Annotated in this window: 23 protein-coding genes and 2 riboswitches; of the genes, 14 read left to right on the top strand and 9 right to left on the bottom strand. The window is 67.1% G+C overall.

Features of this window, described 5'->3' with window-relative positions; all coding sequences use genetic code 11:
• The first annotated feature begins 30 nt into the window (after positions 1 to 30).
• Positions 31 to 1,104 (top strand): lipid II:glycine glycyltransferase FemX, encoded by a 1,074-nt coding sequence (locus BLS42_RS15505; protein WP_090582721.1) that lies wholly within the window; start codon positions 31 to 33, stop codon positions 1,102 to 1,104.
• Between the two features lie 30 nt (positions 1,105 to 1,134).
• Positions 1,135 to 2,631: a threonine/serine exporter family protein gene (locus BLS42_RS15500; RefSeq protein WP_090582719.1), complete on the top strand. Its 1,497-nt coding sequence runs from the start codon at positions 1,135 to 1,137 to the stop codon at positions 2,629 to 2,631.
• Positions 2,632 to 2,670: 39 nt separating this feature from the next.
• Here the strand turns inward: BLS42_RS15500 and BLS42_RS15495 are convergent, their stop codons facing one another.
• Positions 2,671 to 3,510 carry a siderophore-interacting protein gene (locus BLS42_RS15495; protein ID WP_090582717.1) on the bottom strand — a complete coding sequence of 280 codons (840 nt, stop codon included), beginning with the start codon at positions 3,508 to 3,510 and terminating at the stop codon, positions 2,671 to 2,673.
• Between the two features lie 51 nt (positions 3,511 to 3,561).
• Entirely contained in the window at positions 3,562 to 4,356 is a 795-nt protein-coding gene (locus BLS42_RS15490; protein WP_090582715.1) for a uracil-DNA glycosylase, read from the bottom strand.
• 103 nt (positions 4,357 to 4,459) lie between these two features.
• Between BLS42_RS15490 and BLS42_RS15485 the strand changes: the two genes are divergently transcribed.
• The 6 genes from BLS42_RS15485 to BLS42_RS15460 all read left to right on the top strand — a co-directional run bounded on the left by BLS42_RS15485 (position 4,460) and on the right by BLS42_RS15460 (position 10,517).
• A complete protein-coding gene (locus BLS42_RS15485; protein ID WP_090582713.1) occupies positions 4,460 to 4,801 on the top strand; it encodes a DUF3263 domain-containing protein in 342 nt (113 codons plus the stop codon).
• Positions 4,802 to 4,893: 92 nt separating this feature from the next.
• Positions 4,894 to 5,508, top strand: a complete 615-nt coding sequence (locus BLS42_RS15480; RefSeq protein ID WP_090582711.1) for a LytR C-terminal domain-containing protein — start codon at positions 4,894 to 4,896, stop codon at positions 5,506 to 5,508.
• Positions 5,509 to 5,666: 158 nt separating this feature from the next.
• Positions 5,667 to 5,870 carry a cold-shock protein gene (locus BLS42_RS15475; RefSeq protein ID WP_143019218.1) on the top strand — a complete coding sequence of 68 codons (204 nt, stop codon included), beginning with the start codon at positions 5,667 to 5,669 and terminating at the stop codon, positions 5,868 to 5,870.
• 59 nt (positions 5,871 to 5,929) lie between these two features.
• Entirely contained in the window at positions 5,930 to 7,207 is a 1,278-nt protein-coding gene (locus BLS42_RS15470; protein WP_090582856.1) for an ABC transporter substrate-binding protein, read from the top strand.
• A gap of 295 nt (positions 7,208 to 7,502) precedes the next feature.
• Positions 7,503 to 9,140: a chaperonin GroEL gene (groL, locus tag BLS42_RS15465; protein ID WP_090582707.1), complete on the top strand. Its 1,638-nt coding sequence runs from the start codon at positions 7,503 to 7,505 to the stop codon at positions 9,138 to 9,140.
• A 294-nt stretch (positions 9,141 to 9,434) separates the two neighbouring features.
• Positions 9,435 to 10,517 (top strand): ribonuclease HI family protein, encoded by a 1,083-nt coding sequence (locus tag BLS42_RS15460; RefSeq protein WP_090582705.1) that lies wholly within the window; start codon positions 9,435 to 9,437, stop codon positions 10,515 to 10,517.
• 23 nt (positions 10,518 to 10,540) lie between these two features.
• Here BLS42_RS15460 and BLS42_RS15455 read toward each other — a convergent pair whose 3' ends face one another.
• The 6 genes from BLS42_RS15455 to BLS42_RS15430 form a co-directional block, all read right to left on the bottom strand.
• On the bottom strand, positions 10,541 to 10,828 hold the full coding sequence (locus tag BLS42_RS15455) for a WXG100 family type VII secretion target (RefSeq protein ID WP_026538909.1): 288 nt from the start codon (positions 10,826 to 10,828) through the stop codon (positions 10,541 to 10,543).
• A 198-nt stretch (positions 10,829 to 11,026) separates the two neighbouring features.
• Positions 11,027 to 12,493: an ATP-binding protein gene (locus BLS42_RS15450; protein ID WP_090582703.1), complete on the bottom strand. Its 1,467-nt coding sequence runs from the start codon at positions 12,491 to 12,493 to the stop codon at positions 11,027 to 11,029.
• Positions 12,494 to 12,495: 2 nt separating this feature from the next.
• Complete coding sequence (locus tag BLS42_RS15445; RefSeq protein WP_090582702.1) at positions 12,496 to 13,206, bottom strand: response regulator transcription factor; 711 nt, start codon at positions 13,204 to 13,206, stop codon at positions 12,496 to 12,498.
• Positions 13,207 to 13,291: 85 nt separating this feature from the next.
• Entirely contained in the window at positions 13,292 to 14,938 is a 1,647-nt protein-coding gene (locus tag BLS42_RS15440; RefSeq protein WP_090582700.1) for a DNA repair helicase XPB, read from the bottom strand.
• Positions 14,935 to 17,430: a helicase-associated domain-containing protein gene (locus tag BLS42_RS15435; RefSeq protein ID WP_090582698.1), complete on the bottom strand. Its 2,496-nt coding sequence runs from the start codon at positions 17,428 to 17,430 to the stop codon at positions 14,935 to 14,937. The genes BLS42_RS15440 and BLS42_RS15435 overlap by 4 nt, the downstream gene beginning before the upstream one ends.
• A 10-nt stretch (positions 17,431 to 17,440) precedes the next feature.
• The gene (locus BLS42_RS15430) at positions 17,441 to 17,674 is read right to left on the bottom strand and encodes a hypothetical protein (RefSeq protein ID WP_090582696.1); all 234 of its coding nucleotides are present in this window, start codon (positions 17,672 to 17,674) and stop codon (positions 17,441 to 17,443) included.
• A gap of 177 nt (positions 17,675 to 17,851) precedes the next feature.
• Here BLS42_RS15430 and BLS42_RS15425 point away from each other — a divergent pair, with 177 nt between their 5' ends.
• Genes BLS42_RS15425 through BLS42_RS15415 form a run of 3 tightly spaced genes read left to right on the top strand, consistent with a single transcriptional unit; the run spans position 17,852 to position 20,222 of the window.
• A complete protein-coding gene (locus tag BLS42_RS15425) occupies positions 17,852 to 18,235 on the top strand; it encodes a cold-shock protein (RefSeq protein WP_090582694.1) in 384 nt (127 codons plus the stop codon).
• Positions 18,236 to 18,243: 8 nt separating this feature from the next.
• Positions 18,244 to 18,834, top strand: a complete 591-nt coding sequence (locus BLS42_RS15420) for a DUF3027 domain-containing protein (RefSeq protein ID WP_090582691.1) — start codon at positions 18,244 to 18,246, stop codon at positions 18,832 to 18,834.
• Between the two features lie 44 nt (positions 18,835 to 18,878).
• Positions 18,879 to 20,222, top strand: coding sequence for an MFS transporter (locus BLS42_RS15415; protein ID WP_090582689.1), 1,344 nt, complete (start codon positions 18,879 to 18,881; stop codon positions 20,220 to 20,222).
• A 64-nt stretch (positions 20,223 to 20,286) separates the two neighbouring features.
• Here the strand turns inward: BLS42_RS15415 and serC are convergent, their stop codons facing one another.
• Positions 20,287 to 21,417 carry a phosphoserine transaminase gene (serC, locus tag BLS42_RS15410; protein ID WP_090582687.1) on the bottom strand — a complete coding sequence of 377 codons (1,131 nt, stop codon included), beginning with the start codon at positions 21,415 to 21,417 and terminating at the stop codon, positions 20,287 to 20,289.
• Between the two features lie 334 nt (positions 21,418 to 21,751).
• Here serC and BLS42_RS15405 point away from each other — a divergent pair, with 334 nt between their 5' ends.
• From BLS42_RS15405 to BLS42_RS15395, 3 genes are all read left to right on the top strand, one after another.
• Positions 21,752 to 22,447, top strand: a complete 696-nt coding sequence (locus BLS42_RS15405; RefSeq protein ID WP_090582685.1) for an iron-dependent transcriptional repressor DtxR — start codon at positions 21,752 to 21,754, stop codon at positions 22,445 to 22,447.
• A 120-nt stretch (positions 22,448 to 22,567) separates the two neighbouring features.
• Positions 22,568 to 22,811: riboswitch (cyclic di-AMP (ydaO/yuaA leader) on the top strand.
• Between the two features lie 4 nt (positions 22,812 to 22,815).
• Positions 22,816 to 23,637 (top strand): M23 family metallopeptidase, encoded by an 822-nt coding sequence (locus tag BLS42_RS15400; RefSeq protein ID WP_090582683.1) that lies wholly within the window; start codon positions 22,816 to 22,818, stop codon positions 23,635 to 23,637.
• 120 nt (positions 23,638 to 23,757) lie between these two features.
• Positions 23,758 to 23,941, top strand: a riboswitch (cyclic di-AMP (ydaO/yuaA leader).
• 295 nt (positions 23,942 to 24,236) lie between these two features.
• Positions 24,237 to 25,010, top strand: coding sequence for an NlpC/P60 family protein (locus BLS42_RS15395; RefSeq protein ID WP_090582681.1), 774 nt, complete (start codon positions 24,237 to 24,239; stop codon positions 25,008 to 25,010).
• Positions 25,011 to 25,060: the final 50 nt, after the last annotated feature.

The raw sequence follows: 25,060 nt of genomic DNA, 5'->3' as shown, positions 1-25,060 counted from the left end.
CTCGTACCGCAATGATTGGATACCGCACCCTTGCGAGAATTCACTGCCCGCTTTGCCTCTGCCGAGGAGATTGCCAACTGGGATGCCCACGTCACCGCGAACCCCAATGGCGGCAATCTTCTGCAATCGGAAGCCTTCGCCGAGGTCAAGCAGCACTTTGGTTGGAAGCCCCTGCACCTTGTTTATGAGGCGGCCGATTACACGAGCTACAACCTGGTCCTGGAGAAGTCCTTTCCGCTTCTCGGGAAGCTCTGGTACCTCATCAAGGGGCCCGATGTGGTGTGCGTCGAGGACATCCCCGGGATCGCAGCGGCGAACGCGGACTTCGTAAAAAGGGCCAAGCTGGGCGTCTTCGCGATCAAGATCGAGCCGGATATCGTCCTGTCCGACGACGCCGCGCGGATCCTCGAGGGGGCGGGCCTGGTCAAGACCCACAACCTGCAGCCCAACGACTCCACTGCGCTGCTCGACATTGCGCCCGAGGAAAACCAGTTGCTGCGCAATCTCCATTCCCGGGGCCGCAATGCCGTGCGCCGCGCCATCCGCGAGGGCGTGGAGGTCCACAATGTCGAGCCCACGGAAGAGAACTTCCGGGCCATGTATGCCCTGATGACCACCACGGTGGAAGCCAAATCCCAGGTTCGGGTGCGCGAGTACGAGTACTACCGCCAGTTCTGGAGCAACTTCCTGGCCCGTGACCAAGGCAGATTGCTCTTCGTGTACGAGAACGGCGTGCCCTCGGTTGGCGCGTTCGTGATCAACTACGGCCGCAAGGGAACGTACAAAGACGGCGGCTCCCTGCAGAAGCGTGGCCAGTATGGCGACTCCCACCTCGTGCAGTGGACTGCGATCGGCCAGGTCAAGGAACTCGGCTGCACCGAATACGACTTCTGCGGCACGCCGCCAAGCGACAAGCTCAAGGACACGTCGAACCCGTTCCATGGGCTGGGCCTGTTCAAGACCAGCTTCAGCAAGACCGTGACCGACTTCGTCGGCTGCTATGACCAGGTCCTGAGCCCGCTGAAGTACAAAGTCTGGATGACGGCGGGGGAGCGCGTGGCACGCCAGCTCTACACCCGGCGCACGGGCCAGCAGTTCTACTAAACAGCCGACGAGGACAGTGAGGAGGCCGGAATGAACAACGGATACGACGGCCACCGCAGGCCGCCCACGGACGGCCTGCCCAGGACGCAGCCGATGTCGCCCGTGGAGGTGCGCCAGAACGCAGCCGCGAAGCGCATGTTGCGCAGGCTGGTACAGGGCGAGAACCCGCCGACGGCGCCCATGAGCATCGTGGACCGGCTCGCCGGCAGCCCCTATGCAAACCCGATGATCCAGGTGGGCGGCGTAGATGCCTCTGCCCGCAAGACGATCGACTTCGCACTGCATCTGGCGGAATCGATGTTCCGGTACGGCGCCGGAGCCCTCGAAGTCGAGACAAGCATCATCGCCATCACGGCCGCCCTGGGACTCAAGAACATCGAAGTGGACATCACCAACCAGTCGGTGGCCATCAACTATGCCCCCAAAGACCAGACGCCCATCACCCTGCTGCGTGTCGTGCGGTCCTGGACCAACAACTACGCGGGCCTGGCCAAGGTGCACCAGCTCGTCACGGACATCGTCTCCGGCGGCGTGGGACGCGAGGAGGCTGTGCGCCGGCTCGACGAAATCACCCACAGTTCCAAGCCATTCCCGCGCTGGATGGTCACTGTGGCATTCGGCGTGTTCTCTGCCGTCTTCGTCGGTGTTCTCGGCGGCGACCTCGGAGCCTCTGCCGTCGCCTTCCTCTCCAACCTCCTGGTGAGCCTGCTGGCCAGGCAGCTGGGGCGGTGGCGCACACCTGACTTCTTCGTCACCGCCTCGTGTTCCTTCCTGGTCACCTTCCTCGCCCTGCTTTTATGGCGTTTCGGCGGCCTGGTAGGAATCCAGATACCTCCGGCCATCGTGGTGGTCGGCGGAATCCTGCTGCTACTGCCGACCGGACGGCTCGTCTCCTCGGTGCAGGATGCAATCAACGGCTTCCCGGTCACGGCGGCCGGCCGTTTCCTCTCCACCATGCTGACCTTCGGCGCGCTCGTGACCGGCATTGCCGTCGGCTTCGTGGTCGGGGACATGACCGGCATGGAGTCGATCGATGTCACCGAAACATTCCCTCCGGCGTATCCGTGGTGGGCGCTTGGCATCATGATCGCCATCGCCGTGCTGATGATCGGTATCACCGAACAGACCAGCTGGACGCTGCTGCTGCCGACGGCGGCCGTGGGGGTGGTGGGCTATCTGGTCCTGATCGGCGGTGACGCCCTGGGCATCGGACCCCGCTTCGCCCCGGCCGTCGCCGCTGTGGTGATTGGCCTGCTGGCCCGCGTGGTGGCCCTCCGGATGGGCGCTCCCCAGCTGGTCGTCGCCGTCCCCGCAGCCCTGATCCTGCTCCCGGGACTCACTATATTCCGGTCCATGTATGTATTGACCATCGAGGAATCGGAGATTCTCATGGGCGCCGGCGGGATGCTCAACGCCGGGGCGATCGTGCTCGGTGTCGCTGCCGGCATCGTGCTCGGTGACACCTTGGCGCGGCCCCTGACGCGGAGCCTGGCGAGCAACGAGCGGCGCAGGGCCCGCCGCCGCTAAGTGGTGCGGATGGATCTGGTAACGCTAGATCTTGCCTGGTTATATCTTGCCTATCGGGAGCTTCTTCTCCGCCTGGAAGTCGTCCTCCACCCGGCCCTTGGCCCAGTAGCCCGAGAGGGAAACCTGGGCCCGCTCCAGCCCGCGCTGCACGTAGAAAACCTCCCGCAGGCCCTTCATGTAGCCCCGCTCGCCGTGGGCAAAGACCTGCACCCGGCCCTCGGGCCACTCGGCGTCGCGGACGGCCGTGACCAGGAGTTCGCTCTCTCCGGCGGGCACGCCGCCGCGCAGCAGCCAGCGCAGTTCGACGCCGGCGGGCCCGGCGATGGCCTGGATGTCGGCGTCGCTGTCCACTTCGAGCAGGGCGAGGCCGCGGGCATCCTCCGGCAGGGATTCGATCGCGGCGCCGATGGCCGGCAGCGCGGATTCATCGCCGGCAAACAGGTACCAGTCCGCCGCAGGATCCGGGTTGTAACCGCCGCCCGGGCCCGTGAAAGTCAGGCGGTCGCCGGGCTGGGCCAAGGCCGCCCAGGGGCCAGCGAGGCCCTCGTCGCCGTGGATCACGAAATCGATGGCCAGTTCCTGCGCCGCCGGGTCCACCCAGCGGACCGTGTAGGTCCGGGTGTGCGGCCACTGACTGCGCGGCATGGCTTCCCTGATGGCCCACAGGTCCAGCGGCTCCGGGTAGTCGATGCCGGGTTGCGGAAAGGCGATCTTGACGTACCGGTCCACATAGTCGTTGTTGACGTACGCGGCGAAGCCTGGGCCGCCGGCGATGATCCGGACCATGTGCGGAGAGAGCTGTTCTCTGCGCAGGACGGTCAGGTCCGTCTGGGGACGCGAGTTCCGGGTGGCGGTGGTGGCGGCGGGGACGGAGGTCATGCAGCTAAGCCTAACCAAGAACCCAGGCCGGGAACTCGGGACGGAAGTCTGTTACGGCAGCGGCGGCAGTTCCCAGTCGACCGTTCCGTTGCCCTGTTCCTGCAGCAGGGCGTTGGCCCGGCTAAACGGCCGGGACCCGAAGAAGCCGCGCGAGGCCGAGAGCGGGCTGGGGTGGGCGCTGGCGATCACGGCAGCGGACCCCAGCAGCGGCCGCACGGACTCGGCATCCTTCCCCCACAAGATCACCACAAGGGGAGCATGGCCCGCACCGGAGGCGGACGCCCGGTCCGCGACTGCCCGGATGGCCGTCGCCGTGACGGCCTCCCAGCCCTTGTTCCGGTGCGAGCCCGCCGCGCCGGCCCGGACACTGAGCACCCTGTTCAGCAGCAGTACGCCCTGCTCCGCCCAGCGGCCAAGGTCACCGTGGACGCGCGGCGGCAAGCCGAGATCGGACTGAAGTTCCTTGTAGATGTTCGCCAGGCTACGGGGGATCGGCCGGGTGGCACCGTCCACGGCGAAAGACAGCCCCACGGCGTGCCCCGGCGTCGGATAGGGATCCTGGCCCACCACCAGCACCCGGACGCCGGCCAGCGGCTGCCGGAAGGCCCGCAGCAGATTTGGCGGCGACGGCAGCACGCCATGCCCGGCTGCCACTTCGCCGGCAACGAAGGCCAGGGCTTCCCGTAACTGCGTCTCCACCGGCGCCAGCGGCTCTGCCCAGTCCGGAGCGACCAGTTCGCTCAGCGGCCGGCCCGCCAGGTCGGCGAAGCTGAGGTCACCGGCAGCGCCGGTTTCCAGCTCGAACAGCGCGTCGGAGTCAAACTCGGAATCAAACACAGCACCCATTCTTCCGCAGGCGTCACCCGCTCCGGTACCCCGCCGAATGACAACCCTGTCATTCGGCCGTAGCATGGGACTGACTTTTACCCGATCCAGCCAGGAGTGTGTCGTGGCCGAAACAGCGCAAGAGCACGTGCTCGCGGGGGAATCTGCCGGATTCTCCGCTGCCGGCGCAGGTCTTGACGGGGTGTCCGCGGAGTCTCCGCTCAGCGCCCGCGACCAGCAGATGCTGGCCCTGGAGCGGCAGTGGTGGAAATACGCGGGGGCCAAGGAACAGGCCATCCGCGAGCTGTTCGATCTCTCCGCCACGCACTACTACCAGATCCTCAATGCCCTCATCGACACCGAGGATGCCCTGGCCCACGACCCCATGCTGGTCAAGAGATTGCGTAGACTACGTACATCACGCCAACGTGCCCGCACTGCCCGCCGTCTGGGAACAGATTCGTAAAGTCGCGTCACGAGCAGCCGGATGCGCACGTCCTGTTGCGTCCGTTCCGGCCTCGGGCACCCGTATGAAATCAGCAAGGACGTCGTTTTACCATGACCAAATACGCTCGGGATGAATTTGATCGAGTCCCGGAGGGCTCTACCCGGCAGGGTGTCCACCGGTCCGTCGCCGCATCGCGCCGCCGGAGCCTGACGCCCATCTTGGCGGCGGGTTTCGTGGCGCTGGCCATCGGCCTGGTGGCCTTCCTGATCCTGCCGAAGCTCGGATTCCCCGCAGGCCAGGCCGCGGCCGTGACGGCCGGTAACAGCGCAACCGCAACGAGCCCGGCGAGCCCCAGCCCCGCGCAGAGCCCGAAGCCGGCCGGCACGCAGCCCGCCGCGGCAGCGCCGTCGTCATCGCCTTCGGCGACGCCCAGCGCCACAGCCGCCGGTGTGGACAAGACGGCGCCGGTGACGATCTACAACGGGACCACCACTGCTGGTCTCGCCAGCCGGGTCGGCGGTACCGTCAGCTCCAACGGCTGGACCGTGGGCCAGAAAGGGAACTGGCGCGGTGCCCCGCAGCAGACGTCGGTGATTTTCTACAGCGGTATGGAACAGAAGGGCAATGCGGCGGCACTCGGAACGCTCCTGGGCATCGACACCCTCGTGGACTCCGCCGAGTTCAACTTGCCCCTTGTTGTTGTGCTCGGCCCCGGCTACCAGTAGCCAATTCCGGTTACGCCTCAATAACTATTCGGCGGCAGACCTGCCCGCCACAGCGTCCCGGGGGGACGCTGTGGGTACAGTATCTGCGGATTTCTCTTCGCAGTCCGCGGCGCACATCGAGGTGGGCCGCACGCAAGCTAGCTGAAAGTGTGGACACCATGGCACTGGGAACCGTCAAATGGTTCAACGCCGAAAAGGGCTACGGCTTCATCACCGTGGACGGTGATGAGAACGACGTCTTCGTGCACTGGTCCGCGATCGTTGGGGAAGGCTACCGCGCCCTGGACGAGGGCCAGCGGGTGGAGCTGGAAGTCGGCGAGGGCGAAAAGGGCCCGCAGGCTGAAAGCGTCCGGCCCGCCTAGTGGCACTCGCTGCCGTCAAGAACGCCCCGCGGGCCGCGGCAGGGCGCCTGGGAGGAACTTTGCCGCTGGGCAGCGCCCTGGCGGCGGGCACACTAGCCGCCGTGGCCCTGACGGGCTGCCTGGGCCCTGCAGGCAGCGCCCGCGTGGCCAGCGCCGACGCCAGCGGTGACGGCACCCTGCGCATCGGCCTGATCCTGGACAATACTGGGCGGCAGAACTTCCTCAACGCCCCCCAGCTCGCGGCGGCCAAACTCGCCGTCAAGGAGATCAACGCGGCCGGTGGCCACAAAGGCAGACCGGTGGAGCTGCTGCCGGAAACGGTCAGCACGGACACCGCCGCCCAGGCGAAGGCGCTGGTCGCCGCCAAGGCTGACGTGGTGATCGGTCCGACAGATTCCAGCCGTGCCCCTGCCGCGATCGACGTGCTGGCCAACGCCAAGGTGGCCGTCATCTCGCCCGCCAACTCGGCCAGCGCGCTCAGCAACTACAAGAGCGGCGGCTACTATTTCCGTACCTCGGCGGCCGACATCGCCCAGGCGTCCGTCCTCGCCAAGCTGGTCAAAGACGGTGGCGCCAAGACTCTGGCGGTGCTGCATGAGGAAGGCGAATACGGCAAGGACGTCGCCGCCGCTGTCGCGGGTGCTGCGACACAATCCGGACTGGAAGTCGTGGCGGACGCGGAGTTCACTCCCGGCCAGGCACAGCAGGCTGCCGCCACAGCGAAGTCCGCAAATCCCGACGCCGTCGTCCTGATCTCGCGCGATGGCGCGCAGGGTGCCATCGCCGAACTGAACAACGCCGGCCTGGCCGGGAAGAAACTTGTCCTCAGCGACGGAGCAGTCAGCAAGTATGGTTCCGGTCTGGGAACGCGGGCGCTAGACGGCGCACGCGGGGTCCTGCCCGGCGTGTTCCCCTCCGCCACCTTCCAGAAGGACCTTGTTGCCGTTGATCCCGGGCTGGAGGACATGGTGTTTGGCGCTGAGACGTACGACGCCGTCATCCTCGCCGCTGTCGCTGCCGCCGCGGCCGAAGACGACGCCGGAACCTCCATCGCGGCGTCCCTCGTCTCTGTCTCCGGGGGAACTGCGCCAGCAGGGGGAAATGCCGCGGGCGGCCAGCCCGCCAGCCAGCCGCCCAGCCAGTCGTGCAAGAGCTACAAGAACTGCGTCGACGCCCTCCGGGCAGGCAATCGCCCGGACTATGACGGCCAGTCCGGGCGGATCAACTTCGATTCCCACGGCGACATCACCGAAGGGAACTACGTGGTCTATGCCTACGGCGGGGACAACCTCCCCACAATGAGCGGCACGGAGACGGCCAGCAGCAGCGGCGGCTGATCGCTCCTAGCGTATTGTGCCCGCGTGGCGGGCGGTTCGGGCCGGGCACTGCTTGCACTCTCCCCGGGGGAGTGCTAATTATTGAGTTAGCACTCCAGCGCACTGACTGCTAACACAACGCCCGGTCCGCCCGGCCGCGAAGTGGGGCAGCCGGTCCAGGAGCTAAAGGAACACCTTGCTGGGGTGAGATCCCTGACCCAGCGGCATACAGAGGCCGCGGGGTAGGGATCGTCCGTCGCGGGCACCACAGCGAAGGTTCATTCTTAACGACTGTCCCGAAAGGACTACTGCCGTTATGGCCAAGATCATTGCATTTGATGAAGAGGCACGCCGCGGTCTTGAGCGGGGCCTGAACATCCTCGCCGACGCCGTCAAGGTCACCCTCGGCCCGCGTGGACGCAACGTCGTCCTCGAAAAGAAGTGGGGCGCCCCCACGATCACCAACGATGGTGTTTCCATCGCCAAGGAGATCGAGCTGGACGATCCTTACGAGAAGATCGGCGCCGAGCTGGTCAAGGAAGTTGCCAAGAAGACGGATGACGTCGCAGGCGACGGCACCACCACGGCAACTGTGCTGGCACAGGCACTGGTCAAGGAAGGCCTGCGCAACGTCGCGGCCGGCGCTGACCCGTTGTCCCTCAAGCGCGGCATCGAGAAGGCTGTTGACGCCGTCACCATCGAGCTCCTGGCCTCCGCCAAGGAGATCGAGACCAAGGAAGAGATCGCCGCCACCGCGTCCATCTCCGCCGGCGACAACGAGATCGGCGCCCTGATCGCCGAAGCCCTCGACAAGGTCGGCAAGGAAGGCGTCATCACGGTCGAGGAGTCGAACACGTTCGGCCTCGAGCTGGAGCTGACCGAAGGCATGCGCTTCGACAAGGGCTACATCTCCGCCTACTTCGTCACCGACGCCGAGCGCCAGGAAACGGTCCTTGAGGATCCGTACATCCTGATCGTCAATTCCAAGATCTCCAACGTCAAGGAACTGGTTGCTGTCCTGGAAAAGGTCATGCAGTCCAACAAGCCGCTGCTGATCATTGCCGAAGACATCGAGGGCGAGGCCCTGGCCACCCTGATCGTCAACAAGATCCGCGGCACCTTCAAGTCCGTTGCCGTCAAGGCTCCGGGCTTCGGCGACCGCCGCAAGGCGCAGCTGGCCGACATCGCCATCCTCACCGGTGGCCAGGTCATCTCCGAGGAAGTCGGCCTCAAGCTTGAGACCGCCGGACTCGAACTCCTTGGCAAGGCCCGCAAGGTGGTTGTCACCAAGGACGAGACCACGATCGTCGAGGGTGCAGGCGACGCCGACCAGATCGCCGGCCGCGTGTCCCAGATCCGCGCCGAGATCGAAAACTCGGATTCCGACTACGACCGCGAGAAGCTGCAGGAGCGCCTGGCCAAGCTGGCCGGCGGCGTTGCAGTCATCAAGGCCGGCGCCGCAACCGAGGTCGAGCTCAAGGAACGCAAGCACCGCATTGAGGACGCCGTCCGCAACGCCAAGGCTGCTGTCGAAGAGGGCATCGTCGCCGGCGGTGGCGTTGCCCTGATCCAGGCCGGCGCCAAGGCGTTCGCGAACCTGCAGCTCTCCGGTGACGAGGCAACGGGCGCGAACATCGTCCGCGTTGCCATCGACGCCCCGCTGAAGCAGATCGCCTTCAACGCCGGCCTCGAGCCCGGCGTCGTCGTGGACAAGGTCCGCGGCCTGCCCGCGGGCCACGGCCTCAACGCAGCCACCGGCGAGTACGTCGACCTGCTGGCCGCCGGCATCAACGACCCGGTCAAGGTAACCCGCTCTGCCCTGCAGAACGCGGCTTCCATCGCCGGCCTGTTCCTCACCACCGAGGCCGTTGTAGCCGACAAGCCCGAAAAGGCTGGCGCCCAGATGGGCGGCGGCGACGACATGGGCGGCATGGGCGGCATGGGCGGTTTCTAACCCCCCGCGCTAGCCTCCACCGGCTGTTCGACGACGGCGGTCCCACCTTCGGGTGGGGCCGCCGTCGTCGGTTAAGCGCATCCCCGCCCAAACACCCTCCCTCACTTAACGCACTGATCCAGCCGACCCTCCCTCAGTTGTCGCAGCGATTTTGCCGACGCCCCCTCAGATATCACAGTGATCCTGCGAATGCTCCCTCACCTGAAAACGGCAGGTGAGGGAGCGTTGCGTGGGTGGGGGCCGGAGGTGAGGGAGCGTTGCGTGGGTGTCGGCAGGGTCTGGCAGGATAGGTCAGTGACGATTACAGCAGCGGCCGACGGTTCGGCCTTAGGAAATCCCGGCCCGGCCGGCTGGGCCTGGTACGTGAATGACGACTGCTGGCGGGCCGGCGGATGGCCCCACGGCACGAACAACCAGGGCGAATTAATGGCGGTGCTGGACCTGTTCCGGGCGACGGCACACGTACCCGGGGAAGACCTGCTGATCCTTTGCGACAGCCAGTACGTCATCAACGCCGTGACCAAGTGGATGCCGGGCTGGAAACGCAAGGGCTGGCGCAAGGCCGACGGCAAGCCGGTGCTGAACGTGGACCTCCTCAAGGAGATCGACCAGGCGCTCGTGGGCCGCAAGTACACCTTCGAATGGGTGCGGGGCCATGCTGGGCACGAGCTCAACGAAGCGGCAGACGTCCGTGCCCGGGCAGCGGCTACGGCGTACCAGCAGGCCGTGGCCGTCCGGCAGGGCCCCGGGTTCGGGACGCCGGAGGGCGGGACGCCGGCGGGCGAGATGCCGGAGGGCAAGACGCAGCCGGCAGTCCGCGCGGGCTCCGCGATGCCGCAGGCCGCCCCGCAGCCCGTCCCGTCGCAGACCGCCCCGCGGACGGAACCACAGGCCGCCCCGCCGCAGGCCGCATCCCGGGCGCAGACAGCCCCGGCGCCTTCGGGCCAGCAGGAACTCTTTGGCGCACCAGGGGCCTACGACGAACCGGACCTCTTCAGCGAACTCGAAGAAGAACCGGCCGTGGCCCTGGCGGAGACCAGCCCCGAAGCCGTCGTCGAGTCCCTCGAGCGGGAACTGCTCCGCCCGGAAACCCGGGCGGACCTGGGCCGCACGGGCGTCCTGCTCCATCCGGACTTCACCGAAATCGGCAGCTCCGGCCGGATCTGGACCCGCGACGCCATGATGATGTCGCTCGAGGACAACCCGGGCGGACCCGTGGACCTGGAGCTGTTGGGCGCGGACCGGCTGGGCGAGAAGACCGTGCTCCTGACCTACCGCAGCCACACCCGCGACGGATCAGCCCTGCGCAGCTCCCTGTGGGTCCTTGAAGGCGCGCAATGGCGGCTGCGCTTCCACCAGGGCACACCCGAGGCCTGACACCGCGTGACACCGCGTGAGGCTCACGTGAACCGCTGCGCATTGCCCAGTTCTGCCTGTGCGTAGGTGGCGGCCGCGGAATTCAGCGCGAGATTTATGGATGCCAGGGAAGCCTCGACCCTGCCCTGGGTCAGCGTCCACTCGGCGACCAGGGTTTGGAAGTTGGTTGCCGCGGAGCCGCGCCAGCTGCCCTGGAGTTCGTCCAGCCCTCGTTTCATGGCGTGGACGTCCGCGCTGATCCGCTCCACCGTGGCCTGCACGTTGGCGGACTTGAGCTGGAGGAGTTCCGTATCGACGGAGATGATGCTCATGGGAATGCCTCTCGAATGTTCGGGGAGGCAGCCGCGGCCCGGCGGAGCAGGGTGAACGTCAGCGGTGGGGGTCTGTGGTGAGAGTTTGCGGTGAGAGTCTGCGGTGAAGGCTTGTGGGGGAGCGGCTGCCTCGTCCGGATTTTCCGGACATCCCGAGCGTAAGCGGGCAGCGCACCAGCCGGACACTGCCGTCGGCTCCTATGTGGACAAGTCTGCCGTGGTCAGTTCCGTGGCGTCTTCGTTCAGGTACGGGATGCTGACTACCAGTGTGGCCCCGCCCCCGTCAGTCTCCCCGACCCGCACGGACCCGGAATGCGAGCCGACGATGGCGGCCACGATCGCCAGGCCAAGTCCACTGCCGCCGGTCTCCCGGGTCCGGGAGGTGTCCGCCCGGTAGAAGCGCTCGAAAATACGGGCCGCTTCGTCGTCCGGGACGCCCGGTCCGTGGTCCCGGACCTCGATCACGGACTGCGGTGCTCCGTCCGGTGCGGCCCGGACCCCGACGCCAATTTCGATCGGGGTGCCCTCCGGCGTGTACCGCAGGGCGTTGCCGACCAGGTTGCTGACCACCTGGCGCAGCTTGGCTTCGTCGCCCAGCACCGGGGCGGGCGCGGGGGCCGCCCCGTCAAGCCCGGTGAGGGTGATGGTGCGGCTGCGGTCGGTCGCCTGGGAGTCCACCACCGCGTCGCTGGCCAGCAGCAGCAGATCCGCGGGTTTCTGCTGCAGCGGGCGCTGCTCATCGATCCTGGCCAGCAGCAGCAGGTCTTCCACCATGGCTCCCATGCGCTTGGCTTCGCTTTCGATCCGCCCCATCGCCGTGGCCACGTCTTCCGGAGAAGACAGCGCCCCCTGCCGGTACAGCTCGGAGAACCCTCGAATGGTCACCAGCGGGGTCCGCAGTTCATGCGAGGCGTCGGCGGCGAAGCGACGCATCCGTGCCTCGGACGCCATCCGGGCGGCGAACGCTGTCTCAATGTGCGCGAGCATGGCATTGAGCGAGCTGCCCAGCCTCCCCACTTCGGTGTTGGGGTTTTCGATTTCCACGCGTCTGGAGAGGTCTCCGGCGGCGATCGCGGCGGCCGTCTTCTCCACCCGGGCCAGCGGCCGGAAGGATCGCGATACGGTCCACGTGGCAATGAAGAACGCCAGCACGAGCGTCAGCAGGCCCACCCCCACCACCACCAGGGCGGCATGTTCCATCACGGAATCGACGGGGTCCAGCGGCAGCCCGATCACGACGACCGCGCTGCGCTGGTTGTTGTCCACGACGCTCAGGGCCACAACCCTCCAGTTGCCGCCCTCGGAGCCGCGGACCTGGAAGGGTACCTGCTGGCGTTGCCTGGCCTCGACCGCGGAAAAGGTGCTGATGGCGGGGTGGGAGCCCTTGTCGCCGCCGAACGGAAGGGGCGGCAGGCCCGGGCTGAAGAGCATCAGGGAGTAGTCGGTGGGAACGGTGGAGCTGGTCTCCTGCAGCTGGGTGAAGGACTTCTCCAGCCGCACGGATTCGACGGCGGCCCGGAGCTTGTCATCCACCTGTCCCTGCAGGAAGCTGTGCAGCAGCGTCAGCGTGCCCGCGCCAGTGGCCGTGAGGGCCACCAGCATGAGCGCCATCATGATGGCCACCAGTTGCGACCGCAGCGAAGCCGATTTCCAGCGGTGCAGCAAGGTCAGCGCTTCTCGGCAGTCCGCAGAACGTAGCCGACGCCGCGCTTGGTCTGGATCAGTGCCGGGGCATCGGGATCGATATCCACCTTGCGGCGCAGGTAGGAGATGTAGGACTCCACGATCGAGGCATCGCCGTTGAAGTCGTACTCCCACACGTGGTCGAGGATCTGGGCCTTGGACAGGACCCGGTTCGGGTTGAGCATGAGGTAGCGCAGGAGCTTGAACTCGGTGGGGGACAGCTCGATCACGGTGCCGCCGCGGCGGACCTCGTGGGCGTCGTCGTCGAGCTGGAGGTCGTCGACCCGGATCACGGCGTCGTCGTCGACCTGGGGCTGCGTGCGCCGGAGCACCGCGCGGATGCGGGCCACCACCTCGTCGAGGCTGAAGGGTTTGGTGACGTAATCGTCCCCGCCGACGGTCAGGCCCGTGACCTTGTCTTCGGTGTCGTCCTTGGCCGTGAGGAACAGGACGGGGAAGTGTTTGCCGGCGGCTCGCAGGCGGCGGGTGACGGTGAATCCATCCATGTCCGGCAGCATGACGTCCAGCACTGCCAGGTCGGGGGCGTGCTCCTCCGCGGCGGCCAGTGCCTCGCGCCCAGTGCCGGCCGAGACAACTTCGAAACCTGCGAAGCGCAGGGACGTCGACAGCAGCTCGCGGATGTTCGGTTCATCATCGACGACGAGCAGCTTGGCTTCGGGTCCGTTCTTTTTCATGTTCCCATGATGCTCCCAGACTCTGGGAGTTTTCTGAATGGCATATGAGTGTTGCATGGGCCGCGCCTGTTGCGACACCCACCCCCTAGCCGGCGGTGCCGACGTCCTTGGCGTCCATGATCCGGTAGGCGTAGCCCTGCTCGGCGAGGAAACGCTGCCGCTTCGCGGCGAAGTCCTGATCCAGGGTGTCCCGGGCCACGAGCGAGTAGAATCGGGCGGAGCGGCCGTCCTTCTTCGGACGCAGCAGCCGGCCCAGGCGCTGGGCCTCCTCCTGGCGGGAACCGAACGAACCGGACACCTGGATCGCGACCGACGCCTCGGGCAGGTCGATGGAGAAGTTGGCCACCTTGGACACCACCAGGGTCTGCACCTCGCCCGCGCGGAAGGCGTCGAAGAGCCGCTGGCGTTCCTTGACCGACGTGTCGCCCTTGATCACCGGCGCGTTGAGGCGCTCGCCGATCTCGTCGAGCTGGTCGATGTACTGCCCGATCACCAGGAGCTGCTCGCCGGCGTGTTCGGCGACCAGCTCTTCCACCACCCGGGTCTTCGTCTCGGAGGTGGCGCACAGGCGGTACTTGTCGGCGTCCTCGGCCATGGCATAGGCCACCCGTTCGTCGCGGGGGAGGTCCACCCGGACCTCCACGCAATCGGCGGGGGCGATGTAGCCCTGGTTCTCGATGTCCTTCCACGGCGCGTCGTAGCGCTTCGGGCCGATCAGGCTGAAGACCTCGCCCTCCCGCCCGTCCTCCCGCACCAACGTGGCGGTGAGCCCCAGCCGGCGCCTGGCCTGCAGGTCCGCCGTCATCCGGAAGATCGGCGCCGGCAGCAGGTGGACCTCGTCGTAGATGATCAGACCCCAGTCGTTGCCGTCCAGGAGCTCCAGATGCGGGTACAGGCCGCCGCGCTTCGTGGTCAGGACCTGGTAGGTGGCGATCGTGACCGGACGAACTTCCTTGACGGAGCCGGAGTACTCGCCGATCTCCTCCTCGGTCAGCGACGTGCGCTTGATGAGCTCGTCCTTCCACTGCCGCGCGGCGACGGTGTTGGTCACCAGGATCAGCGTGGTGGTGGAGCTTGTGGCCATGGCGGCCGCCCCGACCAGCGTCTTGCCGGCGCCGCAGGGAAGAACGACGACGCCGCTGCCGCCGGCCCAGAAGTTCTCCGCGGCCAGTTGCTGGTAGGGCCGCAGCTTCCAGCCGGATTCGTTGAGCATGATGGGGTGCGGCGTGCCGTCCACGTAGCCGGCCAGGTCCTCGGCCGGCCAGCCAATCTTGAGCAGCAGCTGCTTGAGCTGGCCGCGCTGGGAGGAATGCACCACCACCGTCTCACCGTCGATCCGCGGCCCGAGCAATGGGGCGATCTTCTTGGCACGGCTGACTTCTTCGAGCACGGGGTAGTCGGACGTGCGCATGACCAGGCCGTGCTGCGGGTCCTTTTCCAGCCGGAGCCGGCCGTACCGGGACATCGTCTCTTCGACGTCGATCAGCAGGGAGTGCGGCACGGGAAACCGGGAGTACGTGAGCAGGGTGTCCAGCACTTTTTCGGCGTCCAGCCCGGCCGCACGGGCATTCCACAGCCCCAGCGGCGTCAACCGGTAGCTGTGCACATGCTCCGGGGCCCGTTCCAGCTCGGCGAACGCCGCGATGGCGTGCCGGGCCTCCGTTGCGAGTTCGTGGTCGACCTCCAGCAGGATGGTCTTATCACTCTGGACGATCAGGGGCCCGTCATTCACTGGAACAATTCCTCTGTAGCTTCTACGTCGATAATCCGGTGGATGGACAGGACCCGCTCGATCTCCTTGTCCGGATCGAACACCCGCACCCGCCCGCCATTCACAGCTACCGGAACAACCGTCTCGCGGCTGGCATTCCCCATGCTGTCCACGACGTTCATGACCACCCGCTGCCTGAGGCGGATCGCTTTCAGGAGGGTCTCCAGCCCCAGCTGGGTCGCTTCCTCGCTGCCCGGGGCAGCAGGCGGCGAGTGAGCGCCGGAGCCTGGTGCCCGGGAACCGTCACCGCGCAGCACGGCCAGTTGGGCGTCAATATCGGCCTCCGGCGGAGCGGTCCGCGGGGCGGTGTAGACGGGCCGGCCGCTGCCGGGACCCGGGGTACTGCGGCGCAGCCGGACGACGGCGGAGGGTGCTTCCTCCAGGATGGGGGCGAGGCCCAGGCCCCTGAGGACCTGGGCGGTTTCCCGGGGTGCGGCGTGTGAGATAACCACGGTGGGCGCGATGCGCACCAGCCCGAGGCCGGCGGCAGCCGGGGCGTTGAGCAGCTCCAGCAGGGCAGTCTCGTCCTCGCTTTGGATGAAGCTGGCGGCTGCCCCCACCCGAAGCCGGGAGTGGCGCGCGGCGGTGTCTTCGATGAGGTACCGGAGCGGCTGCGGAATGGCGGTGGCAGAATGCTGGCGCAAGAAGTCCAGGATCGCCGCTGCGTCCTGGCCGGCGTCGAGGGCCCGGCGGACGGAGGCGACGGAGAAACGGTAGATGGTTGCCGGGCCCTGGCCTTCTGCCGCCGCCATGGTCAGGAGCCGTTCGCTCAGTTCCGGATCGAGGTAGCCCGGTGCCACCGCCGTCAGATCCGCCTGCAGCAAGACATGCTGCAGGGCCGCCGGCAGGTGTTCGCCCAGGATCCCCAACGCCTCATCCGGCTGCTCGGCGGCGATCGCGGCGCCCAGCTGGCTGAGCGCCCCGGAGCCGATCAGGCCAAGCATCTCGGCTTCCGTGAGGATGCCACGGATCAGCGAGCTGAAACGCCGGGCCATCCGGGGCTGCGTCCACTCGGCTCGCTCCAGCACAGCGGCGGCATCGAGAACGGGGGCCCGCCCGTCGGGTGCCGCGGCTTCGAGGGTGAGTTCATTCAGGATTTCCAGGACCCGTTTACGGACCACCGGCGCGTCAGGCCGCTGCGCCTCGGCAGAGAGCGCATTGATCGTGGTCCCGGCCGGGCCCCGGTGGCCGGCCGGGCCCGGTGCGGCAGCATTCAGGGGCTGGCCCACGAGGGACGGCGCGCGCTCGCTGGCCAGCCAGGCATTGACCAGCCACAGCCACTGTTCCTGCCGCGGCAGTGCCAGCCACTCCAGCTGCGGCGGCTGCACCCACGCAGAACTGTCGACGTCCAGCCGCAGCAGGCCAGCCAGCCCGCAGAGCTCCGCGAGTACGCCGGCCTCGTGCACGTCGATCCGCAGGGAATCCGCCAGCCGCTTCATCTCCCGGACCCCGACGCCCCCGCTGCGCAGCGTCGCCAGAGGCTGTTCGCGCACGATGTAAAGCACCTCGCCCACGAGCCGCAGGGTCTCGGCAATTGCGCCCAACGCGGCGTTCCGGCGCAGCCCTGCGCTCGTGTGGCCTAGCTGGGGGACGGGCGGCACCAGGGAAAAACTCTCGATGACAAACCCGCCGCGCAGCGACACTCCGACGCTGTGCGGCAGTTCGACGTGGGCGGCGTCTAGGGGCACCAGCAGCCCCCGCGCCAGCAACCAGTCCACAGGGCCGACGTCGGCGCTTTCGTGGAGCACGGAAGCCCGCCGCTGCGCCTGCGGAACGGCGCCCATGGCCCAGTTTCCGAACCGGGCCAGCAGGGCGGCGGTCCGATCCGGTGCGGTGGTCAGGATTTGCTGGAGCGATTCCGGGGTCGCCGTCCAGTGCTGCAGCGACAGGGCCGCTTCCATCGGCGTCGTGGCGGGGGAGATGGACGATCCGCCACGGTGCAGTTCCCCCACCAGGTGCACCACGCGCTGCGCAAAGGCAGGCTGGAGCCGCACGAGTTCGGTGTAGCTGCGCCCCAGCCCGGCGGGGTAGATGCCGATCACATCCTTGAGGCTGCCCACCGGAAGGTAGTGGCGCTGCTTGGTGGCAGCGGCGGCCGCACCGTGCGGCGGATCGGCGCGGTGGACGAGGGCCAGTTCCTGCAGGGAATGGAGGAGCCGGTCTATGGCGGCAGCCGAGGAGCCGTTGATCAGCTTCTTCAGCATCGCCGCCGAGGCGCTGTGCCCGGTATCGGCGTTGGTGCACAGGTGCAGGGTTTCCAGGACCTGCATCTGCGGACGGTTGAGCCGCTCGAGCGCCCGCTGCACGCTGACACGTCCGCTGGCACGGGCGGCGAGGGCGGCGAAGTCCGGGACGCCGGGAGAAATCAGGTCCGGCCGCGCGGAGAACAGGGCCCGCAACGATTCGTCGCTTCGTGCCTGAAGTTCCTTGCTCAGCGCGCGGATGAGGGACATCGCTCCAACGTTACCTTTCGCCTGGCCCGCGCGGGCGGCGACGGGCGGCCACCGCGTCCACGACGAGCGCCAGCATGAGCAGGAATGCCACCGGGAGCCCGTAGAGGGCCACTGAGGTAATCCAGGCGGGCGCCACGACATTGTTGAAGGCCATGGCCATGACGGCGCCGACGGCAGCAAGAGACAACACAGCAAGCGTGGCCGCGATGATCATCAGGGGCCGCCGGTAACGCGTCAGTGTCATGTGGGCAACGCTAACAGTCCGGCATCGCCCGCGCCTCAAACCGTTAAAATGAACCAGGCAGGATAACCTTGGAGATACAGACCAACACGGTCCGGGCAGTCATACCCTGAACCCGCGTATCCATGCGGATGCGGTGGCCGCCGGCCGTGTCCCCGCAGAACGAAGAAGGTTGATTACGTGCCTACCGGCAAGGTCAAGTGGTATGACAAGGAAAAAGGCTTCGGATTCCTCGCGGGCGAGGACGGCCAGGAAGTCTTCCTGCCCAAGTCCGCGCTGCCCGAGGGTGTCACGGAGCTCAAGGCCGGCACACGCGTTGAATTTGGTGTAGCCGACGGACGCAAGGGTGCCCAGGCCCTGGGCCTGCGCGTGCTGGACAAGACGCCGTCCATCGCCAAGGCGAAGCGGCCCAGTGCCAGGGACCTTGCCCCGCTGGTGCAGGACCTCGTCAGCGTGCTGGACAACCTGTCCGGGACCCTGTCCGCGGGCAAGTACCCGGAAGGCAACAAGGGCAAGGCGATCGCGGCGGCCCTCCGTAAGGTTGCCGACGAGCTGGACGTGTAAGGCTCTTGATGACTCAGGAACCTGATCAGTTGCCGGCTCCGGATGCCGGATCCACCCTGCCCGCCGGATCCAAGGGAACCGGCTCAAAGCAGGGAAACCGCCCGCGGGCCGGCGTGCCCGTCTGGCGCACCGGCAAGCCTGACGTCTTCCTGGCCGCCGCCGTCGACGTCGCCCGCACCGCGGTGGAAAGCATTGCCCCCGCCGAGCAGATCGGCGAGCACATCGGGGTCCGCAGCGAAGGCGACCGCCTGGTGACCCACCTCTTCGAATCCAGGCTCCCCGGGTATCTGGGCTGGCAGTGGTACGCCGTGCTGACACGCAACTCGCGGTCCAAGGTGGTCACAGTGGACGAACTGGGCCTCCTGCCCTCCGAAGACTCCGTCCTGGCGCCGGCCTGGATTCCGTGGGCCGAGCGGGTCCGCCCGGAAGACGCACAGGCTGACGAGGGCTCCGACGAGGCGGCCGGCTCCGAATCGCCGTCGCAGGCATCCGATGCCGACGCCGACACCGCGGAGACCGACGACGAGCAAGATGCTGCCGATTCCGACGCCGCGGAGACCGACGCCGAGCGGGAACGCTCCGCGGGCGAGGCCGACTAACGGTTGAAAGCGTCCGGGAGCGTGTCTAGGGAGGGCTGGGGCTGATGTCCACGTTCAAGTCCCTGCACATCCTGAACTACCGCATCTGGTTCGTCGGTGCGCTCATCTCCAACATTGGCACCTGGATGCAGCGCACCGCCCAGGACTGGCTGGTGTTCGCCCACCTGACGGCGCACGATGCCGGGGCGGTGGGGATCACGATGGCCCTGCAGTTGGGCCCGCAGCTCTTTCTGGCGCCCGTGGCCGGACTTCTTGCCGATCGCTTCAACCGTAAGCGGCTCCTGGTGCTGACCCAGTCCGCAATGGCGCTACTGAGCGCCGGACTGGGCATCCTGGTGGTCTCGGGCGCGGCGCAACTCTGGCAGGTCTATCTGTTCGCCCTATTGCTCGGGGTGGTCTCCGCGGTGGACGCTCCCGTGCGGCAGACGTTCGTCTCGGAACTGGTCCAGGACGACTACCTCCCCAATGCCGTGGCCCTCAACAGCGCTTCCTTCAACGTCGCCCGGATGATCGGCCCGGCAGTCGCCGGCGTGCTCACTGCCGTTGTCGGGCCCGGCTGGGTCTTCCTCATCAACACGCTCACCTTCGTGGCCATGTTGCTGAGCCTGGCGAAAATCCCGGCCGCGTCGCTGCGGCAGCTGCCGCGGGCACGGGCGGGCAAGGGCAGGATCCGGGAGGGCCTGCGCTATGTCAGGTTCCGTCCGGACCTCATCGTGGTGCTCGTAGCGATCTTCATCGTGGGAACCCTGGGGCTGAACTTCGCCCTGTTTATCGCGGCCATGGTGGGTACGGAATTCGGCCTCGACGCGGGGGCCTTCGGCCTGATGAATTCGATCATGGCCATCGGCTCCGTCGCCGGGGCGCTGTTGTCCGCCGGCCGCGGCAAACCGCGGCTGCGGGTCATTTTCGGGGCGGCCGGGGCCTTCGGCGTGACTTCGGGCATCGCAGCGATGGCACCAAACTACTTCTGGTACGGCGTCGCACTGGTGCCCGTGGGGCTGTTCGCGATCACCATGATGACGAGCGCCAATGGGTACGTCCAGACCACCACGGACCCCGTAATGCGGGGCCGGGTGATGGCCCTCTACATGGCAATTTTCATGGGCGGAACTCCCATTGGGGCGCCGCTCGTCGGCTGGGTGGCAAACACCGCCGGCCCCCGCTGGTCCATGGCGGTTGCGGCAGGCGCCGGCCTGCTGGCGGCCCTGATCGGGCTGGTGTGGATCATCCGGGCGAGGCACCTGCGGCTCCACTTCAACCGCCGCGCGCGCGGGCTGCGGTACTTCCGCGTCGAAAGCGGGACCGGCGCAGCCGGCGCCAGCGCTGGTTCTCAGCAGGGTGCCCAGCCGGGTTCTGCGCAGGGTGTCCAGCCGGGCGGCCCGGCCTGAAACGACGGCGGCGCCGTCACGGCCTCGTGTTCAAATAGGCCGTGACGACGCCGCCGGATGCCGGCTACTTCTTCAGTTCAGCCACGACGAAATCGATGCACTCGAGCAGTGCCGAGACGTCGTTCGGCTCGATCGCCACAAAGGTGGCGATGCGCAGCTGGTTGCGGCCCAGCTTGCGGTACGGCTCGGTGTCGACAATGCCGTTGGCGCGGAGCACCTTGGCGATGGCCGAGGCATCGATCGATTCGTCGAAGTCGATCGTGGCGATCACGTTGGAACGGTCCTCGGCCTTGGCCACGAACGGCGTGGCGTAGCCGGACGCCTCGGCCCAGCGGTAAATGCGGCCGGCGGAATCCGCGGTCCGGCCGGCTGCGAAGTCCAGGCCGCCGTTGGCGTTGAGCCACTGCACCTGGGCATCCAGGGTCACCAGCGTGGCCAGCGCCGGGGTGTTGTAGGTCTGGTTGAGCCGAGAGTTGTCAATCGCCGTCTGGAGGTCCAGGAAGTCCGGGATCCAGCGGGTGCCGGCCTTGATCCGTGCCGCCCGCTCAAGCGCCGCCGGAGAGAACAGGCCAAGCCACAGGCCGCCGTCGGACGCGAAGTTCTTTTGCGGCGCAAAGTAGTACACGTCGGACTCCGCCACGTCCACGTCCAGCCCGCCCGCGGCAGAGGTCGCGTCCACCAGCACCAGCGACCCCTCGTCGGCGCCAGCCACGCGACGGACGGGGGCGGCCACGCCGGTTGAGGTCTCGTTCTGCGGCCACGCATAGACGTCGACGCCGGCCTCCGCCCGGGCGGAGGGGCGGGTGCCGGGCTCGGCCTTGATGATGGAGGACTCGGCGAGGAACGGAGCCTTGTTGGTAGCCGAGGCAAATTTCGAGCCGAACTCGCCAAAGGACAGGTGCTGCGCCTTGTTCTCCACGAGTCCGAAGCTGGCAATGTCCCAGAATGCCGTGGATCCGCCCACGCCGAGCACCACCTCATAGCCTTCGGGCGCGCGGAAGAATTCGCTGAGGCCGCTGCGTACCGAGCCGACCAGGTTCTTCACGGGTGCCTGGCGGTGCGAGGTCCCGAGCAGCTTCGCCGATGCCGCGGCGAGGGCCTCCATCTGTTCAGGCCGGACCTTGGACGGGCCGGCGCCGAACCGTCCGTCCTTGGGCAGGAGGTTGGCGGGGATCGTGATGCTGGTGTCGCTCACAGTGGCTCCAATTTTCGGCTGGTTCTTGGCGTGGCTGGGAGGTGGCCCGGAAGGGATGGCTACAACGGACACCCCTGTTTCATTCTGCCTGACAGCCCCCTGCGACACGGAAAAAGGCCTGTCACAGTCCGGTCATTGAGACGCCCGGGAACTGCCGGCGCGCGGGCGCCGGGAGAGCAGTCCCGGGCCGAACGAAAGATTATCCGGAGTAATTCAAAATAGGCTAGGCTGGCATGCGAACGTACGGCGGTTCTCGCCAGGGCGCATCCTGCATGCAGCCCGCACGCGGTACGGTGGGAATGACGCAAGGACTGCGCTCGAGGAGCTGAGCTGAATGACGGATCTGATCGATACCACGGAGATGTATCTTCGGACCATTCTGGAACTTGAAGAAGAAAACATCGTTGCCCTCCGCGCCCGCATCGCCGAACGACTCCGCCACTCCGGCCCCACTGTTTCCCAGACCATCGGCCGCATGGAGCGGGACGGGCTTGTGGTTGTTTCGGGCGACCGGCACCTTGAACTGACCGAAACAGGGCGGAAACGCGCAATCGGCGTCATGCGCAAGCACCGCCTCGCGGAACGCCTGCTCGCGGACGTGATCGGACTCGACTGGGCCTACGTCCATGAGGAAGCGTGCCGCTGGGAGCACGTCATGAGCGAACGCGTCGAGCGCCGAATCTTCGAGATGCTCAACCACCCGACAGTTTCGCCCTACGGAAACCCGATTCCAGGGCTTGCGGATCTTGGCGGCGTGCCCAATGGCGCCCCCGTGGACAGGCCTGTGAACCTCCTGGAGGCCATGGCCGGCTACGGTGCGGGTTCGCGGATCACGGTCAACCGGCTCGCGGAGCCGATCCAGGTGGAACCGGAGCTTCTGGCCCAGCTCGACGAGGGCGGAATCCGGCCTGGTGCGCTGGTCTCGCTGGAGCGGGTGGGGGAGTACATCTCGGTCCGCGTCCCCGATATCGAGGGCGCACTGGAGTTGCCGCCCGAGGTTGCCGCGCACGTCTTTGTAACAGTCGCCTGACCAGCGACAACGTGCCGGTCATGGGACGACCCATGAGTTCTGCACAATTGCGATTACGGATTTATTACCGGGCCGCTTAATCCCCTATAGTTAGTGGCCAGTGCCGATACCAAAGCGTTATCTGATCCGAAGCCGAGCCCTGCCAGCGGATCAGTCGCAGAACCACCTCCTGGCAGGGGCGGGGGAACCACTTTCGGCTGCTACTTAGGCAGCCTTGGGGTGAAGTCCGTCAGCGGCAAACAGCTTCCACCGAAGGATCCCCTGGGATGCCCCTGTGCCTGGCTGCTTGCAACGGCGGACCGGGTCTTTGATCTCTCTGACCCGAATCCGACAGCTAACTTCGCAGGCTATCCAGAGAGGAACCGTTCTTGACCACCCAGACCGCTAGGGGCCGTCGCCGCGCGACCGGTCCCGCTCCGGAGCCGCGCCCTGTCGTTGAGCATATGGTCGAACGCCCGCGCGATCCGCACCGCGATGAACGGCGTAGCCGGCGCAGTCCGTTCCGTCAGGTAACGGAGTTTGCCGCGGCCAGCGGAGTCGGGCAGAAGGCTGGGATCGCCCTGGCCGCTGCTGGTCTGGTTCTCACCGTGACGGTCCCGGTCACGAGCCCGGTGATGGCCTCGAATACCGGCGCATCCGGCGCCCTCTCCGCGGCCGTGCAGCCGGATGTCACCGCCGCCGCCGCAGCGAAGGTCGACTTCAGCCGCACCGCCATCACCACGACGGGCGATCCGGACGGGAAGCTCAAGCAGCTGCTGAGCGCCCAGTCTGTGGGCAGCATCACCCGCGCCGCATCCGCGGGCACGCTTGGTGCGCCGTTGGACCAGCTGGTCACGGCCTCGCCCTTCGGCTACCGCGTCAGCCCCATCACCGGAGGCGCGGGGGAGTTCCACCGCGGCCAGGATTTCGCTGCCCAGTGCGGCACGGCGGTCCATGCGGCCGCCAGTGGCACCGTGACCTTCAACGGATGGCATCCCTTTGGCGGTGGAAACCGGGTGGTCATCGACCACGGCAACGGCCTGGAGACCACCTACAACCACCTGTCCTCGGCCTCGGTCGAGGTCGGCCAGAAGGTATCGCGTGGTGACGTCATCGCGTTGAGCGGGACCACCGGCGCCTCCACGGGCTGCCACCTTCACTTTGAAGTGATGGTCAACGGCGACGTCGTTGATCCCCTCGGCTGGCTCTAAAGCCGATGGACCGCTCTCACGTTCTTGAGACACGCCGTGATCTGAATGTGACATTGGGTCCGGACTGCTGTAGGGTTTGAAGCACGCCAACTTTTCCGAAGTTGGCGCTCTTGAGTGGATTGCCTAGCTCTGCCACCGCTCAAGGTCCGTTCGCATTACATCGTCTGGCAGGGGCGGGGGAACCAATTTTGGCCTTCGAAAGAAGGCCTTGGGGTTAAGTCGCAAAGCTTCCCAGGAAGCAGCGCGGCCGGGTGACTCCCATCCGAATCCGACAGCTCACCTCGTAGGCATTGGGAGAGGCTACTTTCGTGTCTTCACGCCACAATTCTGCGCGCATGCGCACCGGCGAGACTCTGTCGAGCTCGCTGGAATCCATATCACGTGCCGCCCTTGCCGGCGCCCGGATTGGATCACGTTCCGCAGGCTCATTCTCTACCGAGCCCGGACAGCATGCAGTTTCCGCTTTTGGCGCGTCTTCGCAGTACACCCTTCGCTAAGTAACCCATTTCGGGGCGATCCGGCGTACCCCCAAGATGCCGGAGCGTCCTCAGCCCGCGCCCGAAAGCGCGCGGTCCAAGGATCACGAAAGAGAGAACTTAATGACTACTCGTGCAACCGTTGCACGGCACCGCGCCGAGGTCACCAAGACCAACTCGCTGGCTGTTATTGCCAAGGCTGTCGGCGACAACGCCGGCGGCATGGGCCGTCAGGCCGCGGTCATCGCCGCAGCTTCCGGTCTGGTTCTGACCAGTGGAATCGCAGCCAACGCTGCTGAGACCAATGTTCAGCGCGAATCCACCTCCGCTTCGGCCCTGGAAGTCCAGTCCGCCGCTCCGGCCACCATCTCGGCCGCTTCCACCATCGCGATCTCCTACGAGAAGCCCGCCGTGACCACGTCGCCGGCTCCCGTCGTCGAGGCTCCGGTCGTCGAGGCTCCCAAGCCCGTCGTGAAGGTCCAGGACGCCACGGCCTCCCGCGCCGGTGGCACTGAGCTTGGCGTCAGCGGCGGCGTCGCTGCCCAGGCTCCCGCCGGCATCGGAAGCGGCGCCGGCGCGACCATCGCCGCCGCAGCCTACGCACAGATCGGCGTGGCGCAGGACTGCACCGCCCTCGCCACCAACGCCCTGGCCGCGGCCGGCATCCACTACCACGGCTGGCCGGCAGGTTACCTGTCCCTCGGCCGCACCGTGAGCGCCGCCGAGGCACGCCCGGGCGACCTCGCCTACTACCAGAACGGTGGCGTGGGCATGGCTCACATCGCGGTCTACGTCGGCAACGGCATGGCAGTTCACGGCGGCTGGAACGGCGGCACCACCGCGCTGTACAGCGTAAACGTCGGCTCCGGCCCGGTCTTCATCCGCGTCGGCGGCTAGGCAAGACCCCCAGCATCTTCGAAAGACCCCCGCCTCTTGGCGGGGGTCTT

Source organism: Arthrobacter sp. ov407 (genome assembly GCF_900102895.1).
In the GTDB taxonomy this organism is placed as follows: Bacteria; Actinomycetota; Actinomycetes; order Actinomycetales; family Micrococcaceae; genus Arthrobacter.
The sequence above is the reverse complement of the archived record's forward strand: the minus strand, read 5'-3'. Positions and strand labels throughout refer to the sequence as shown.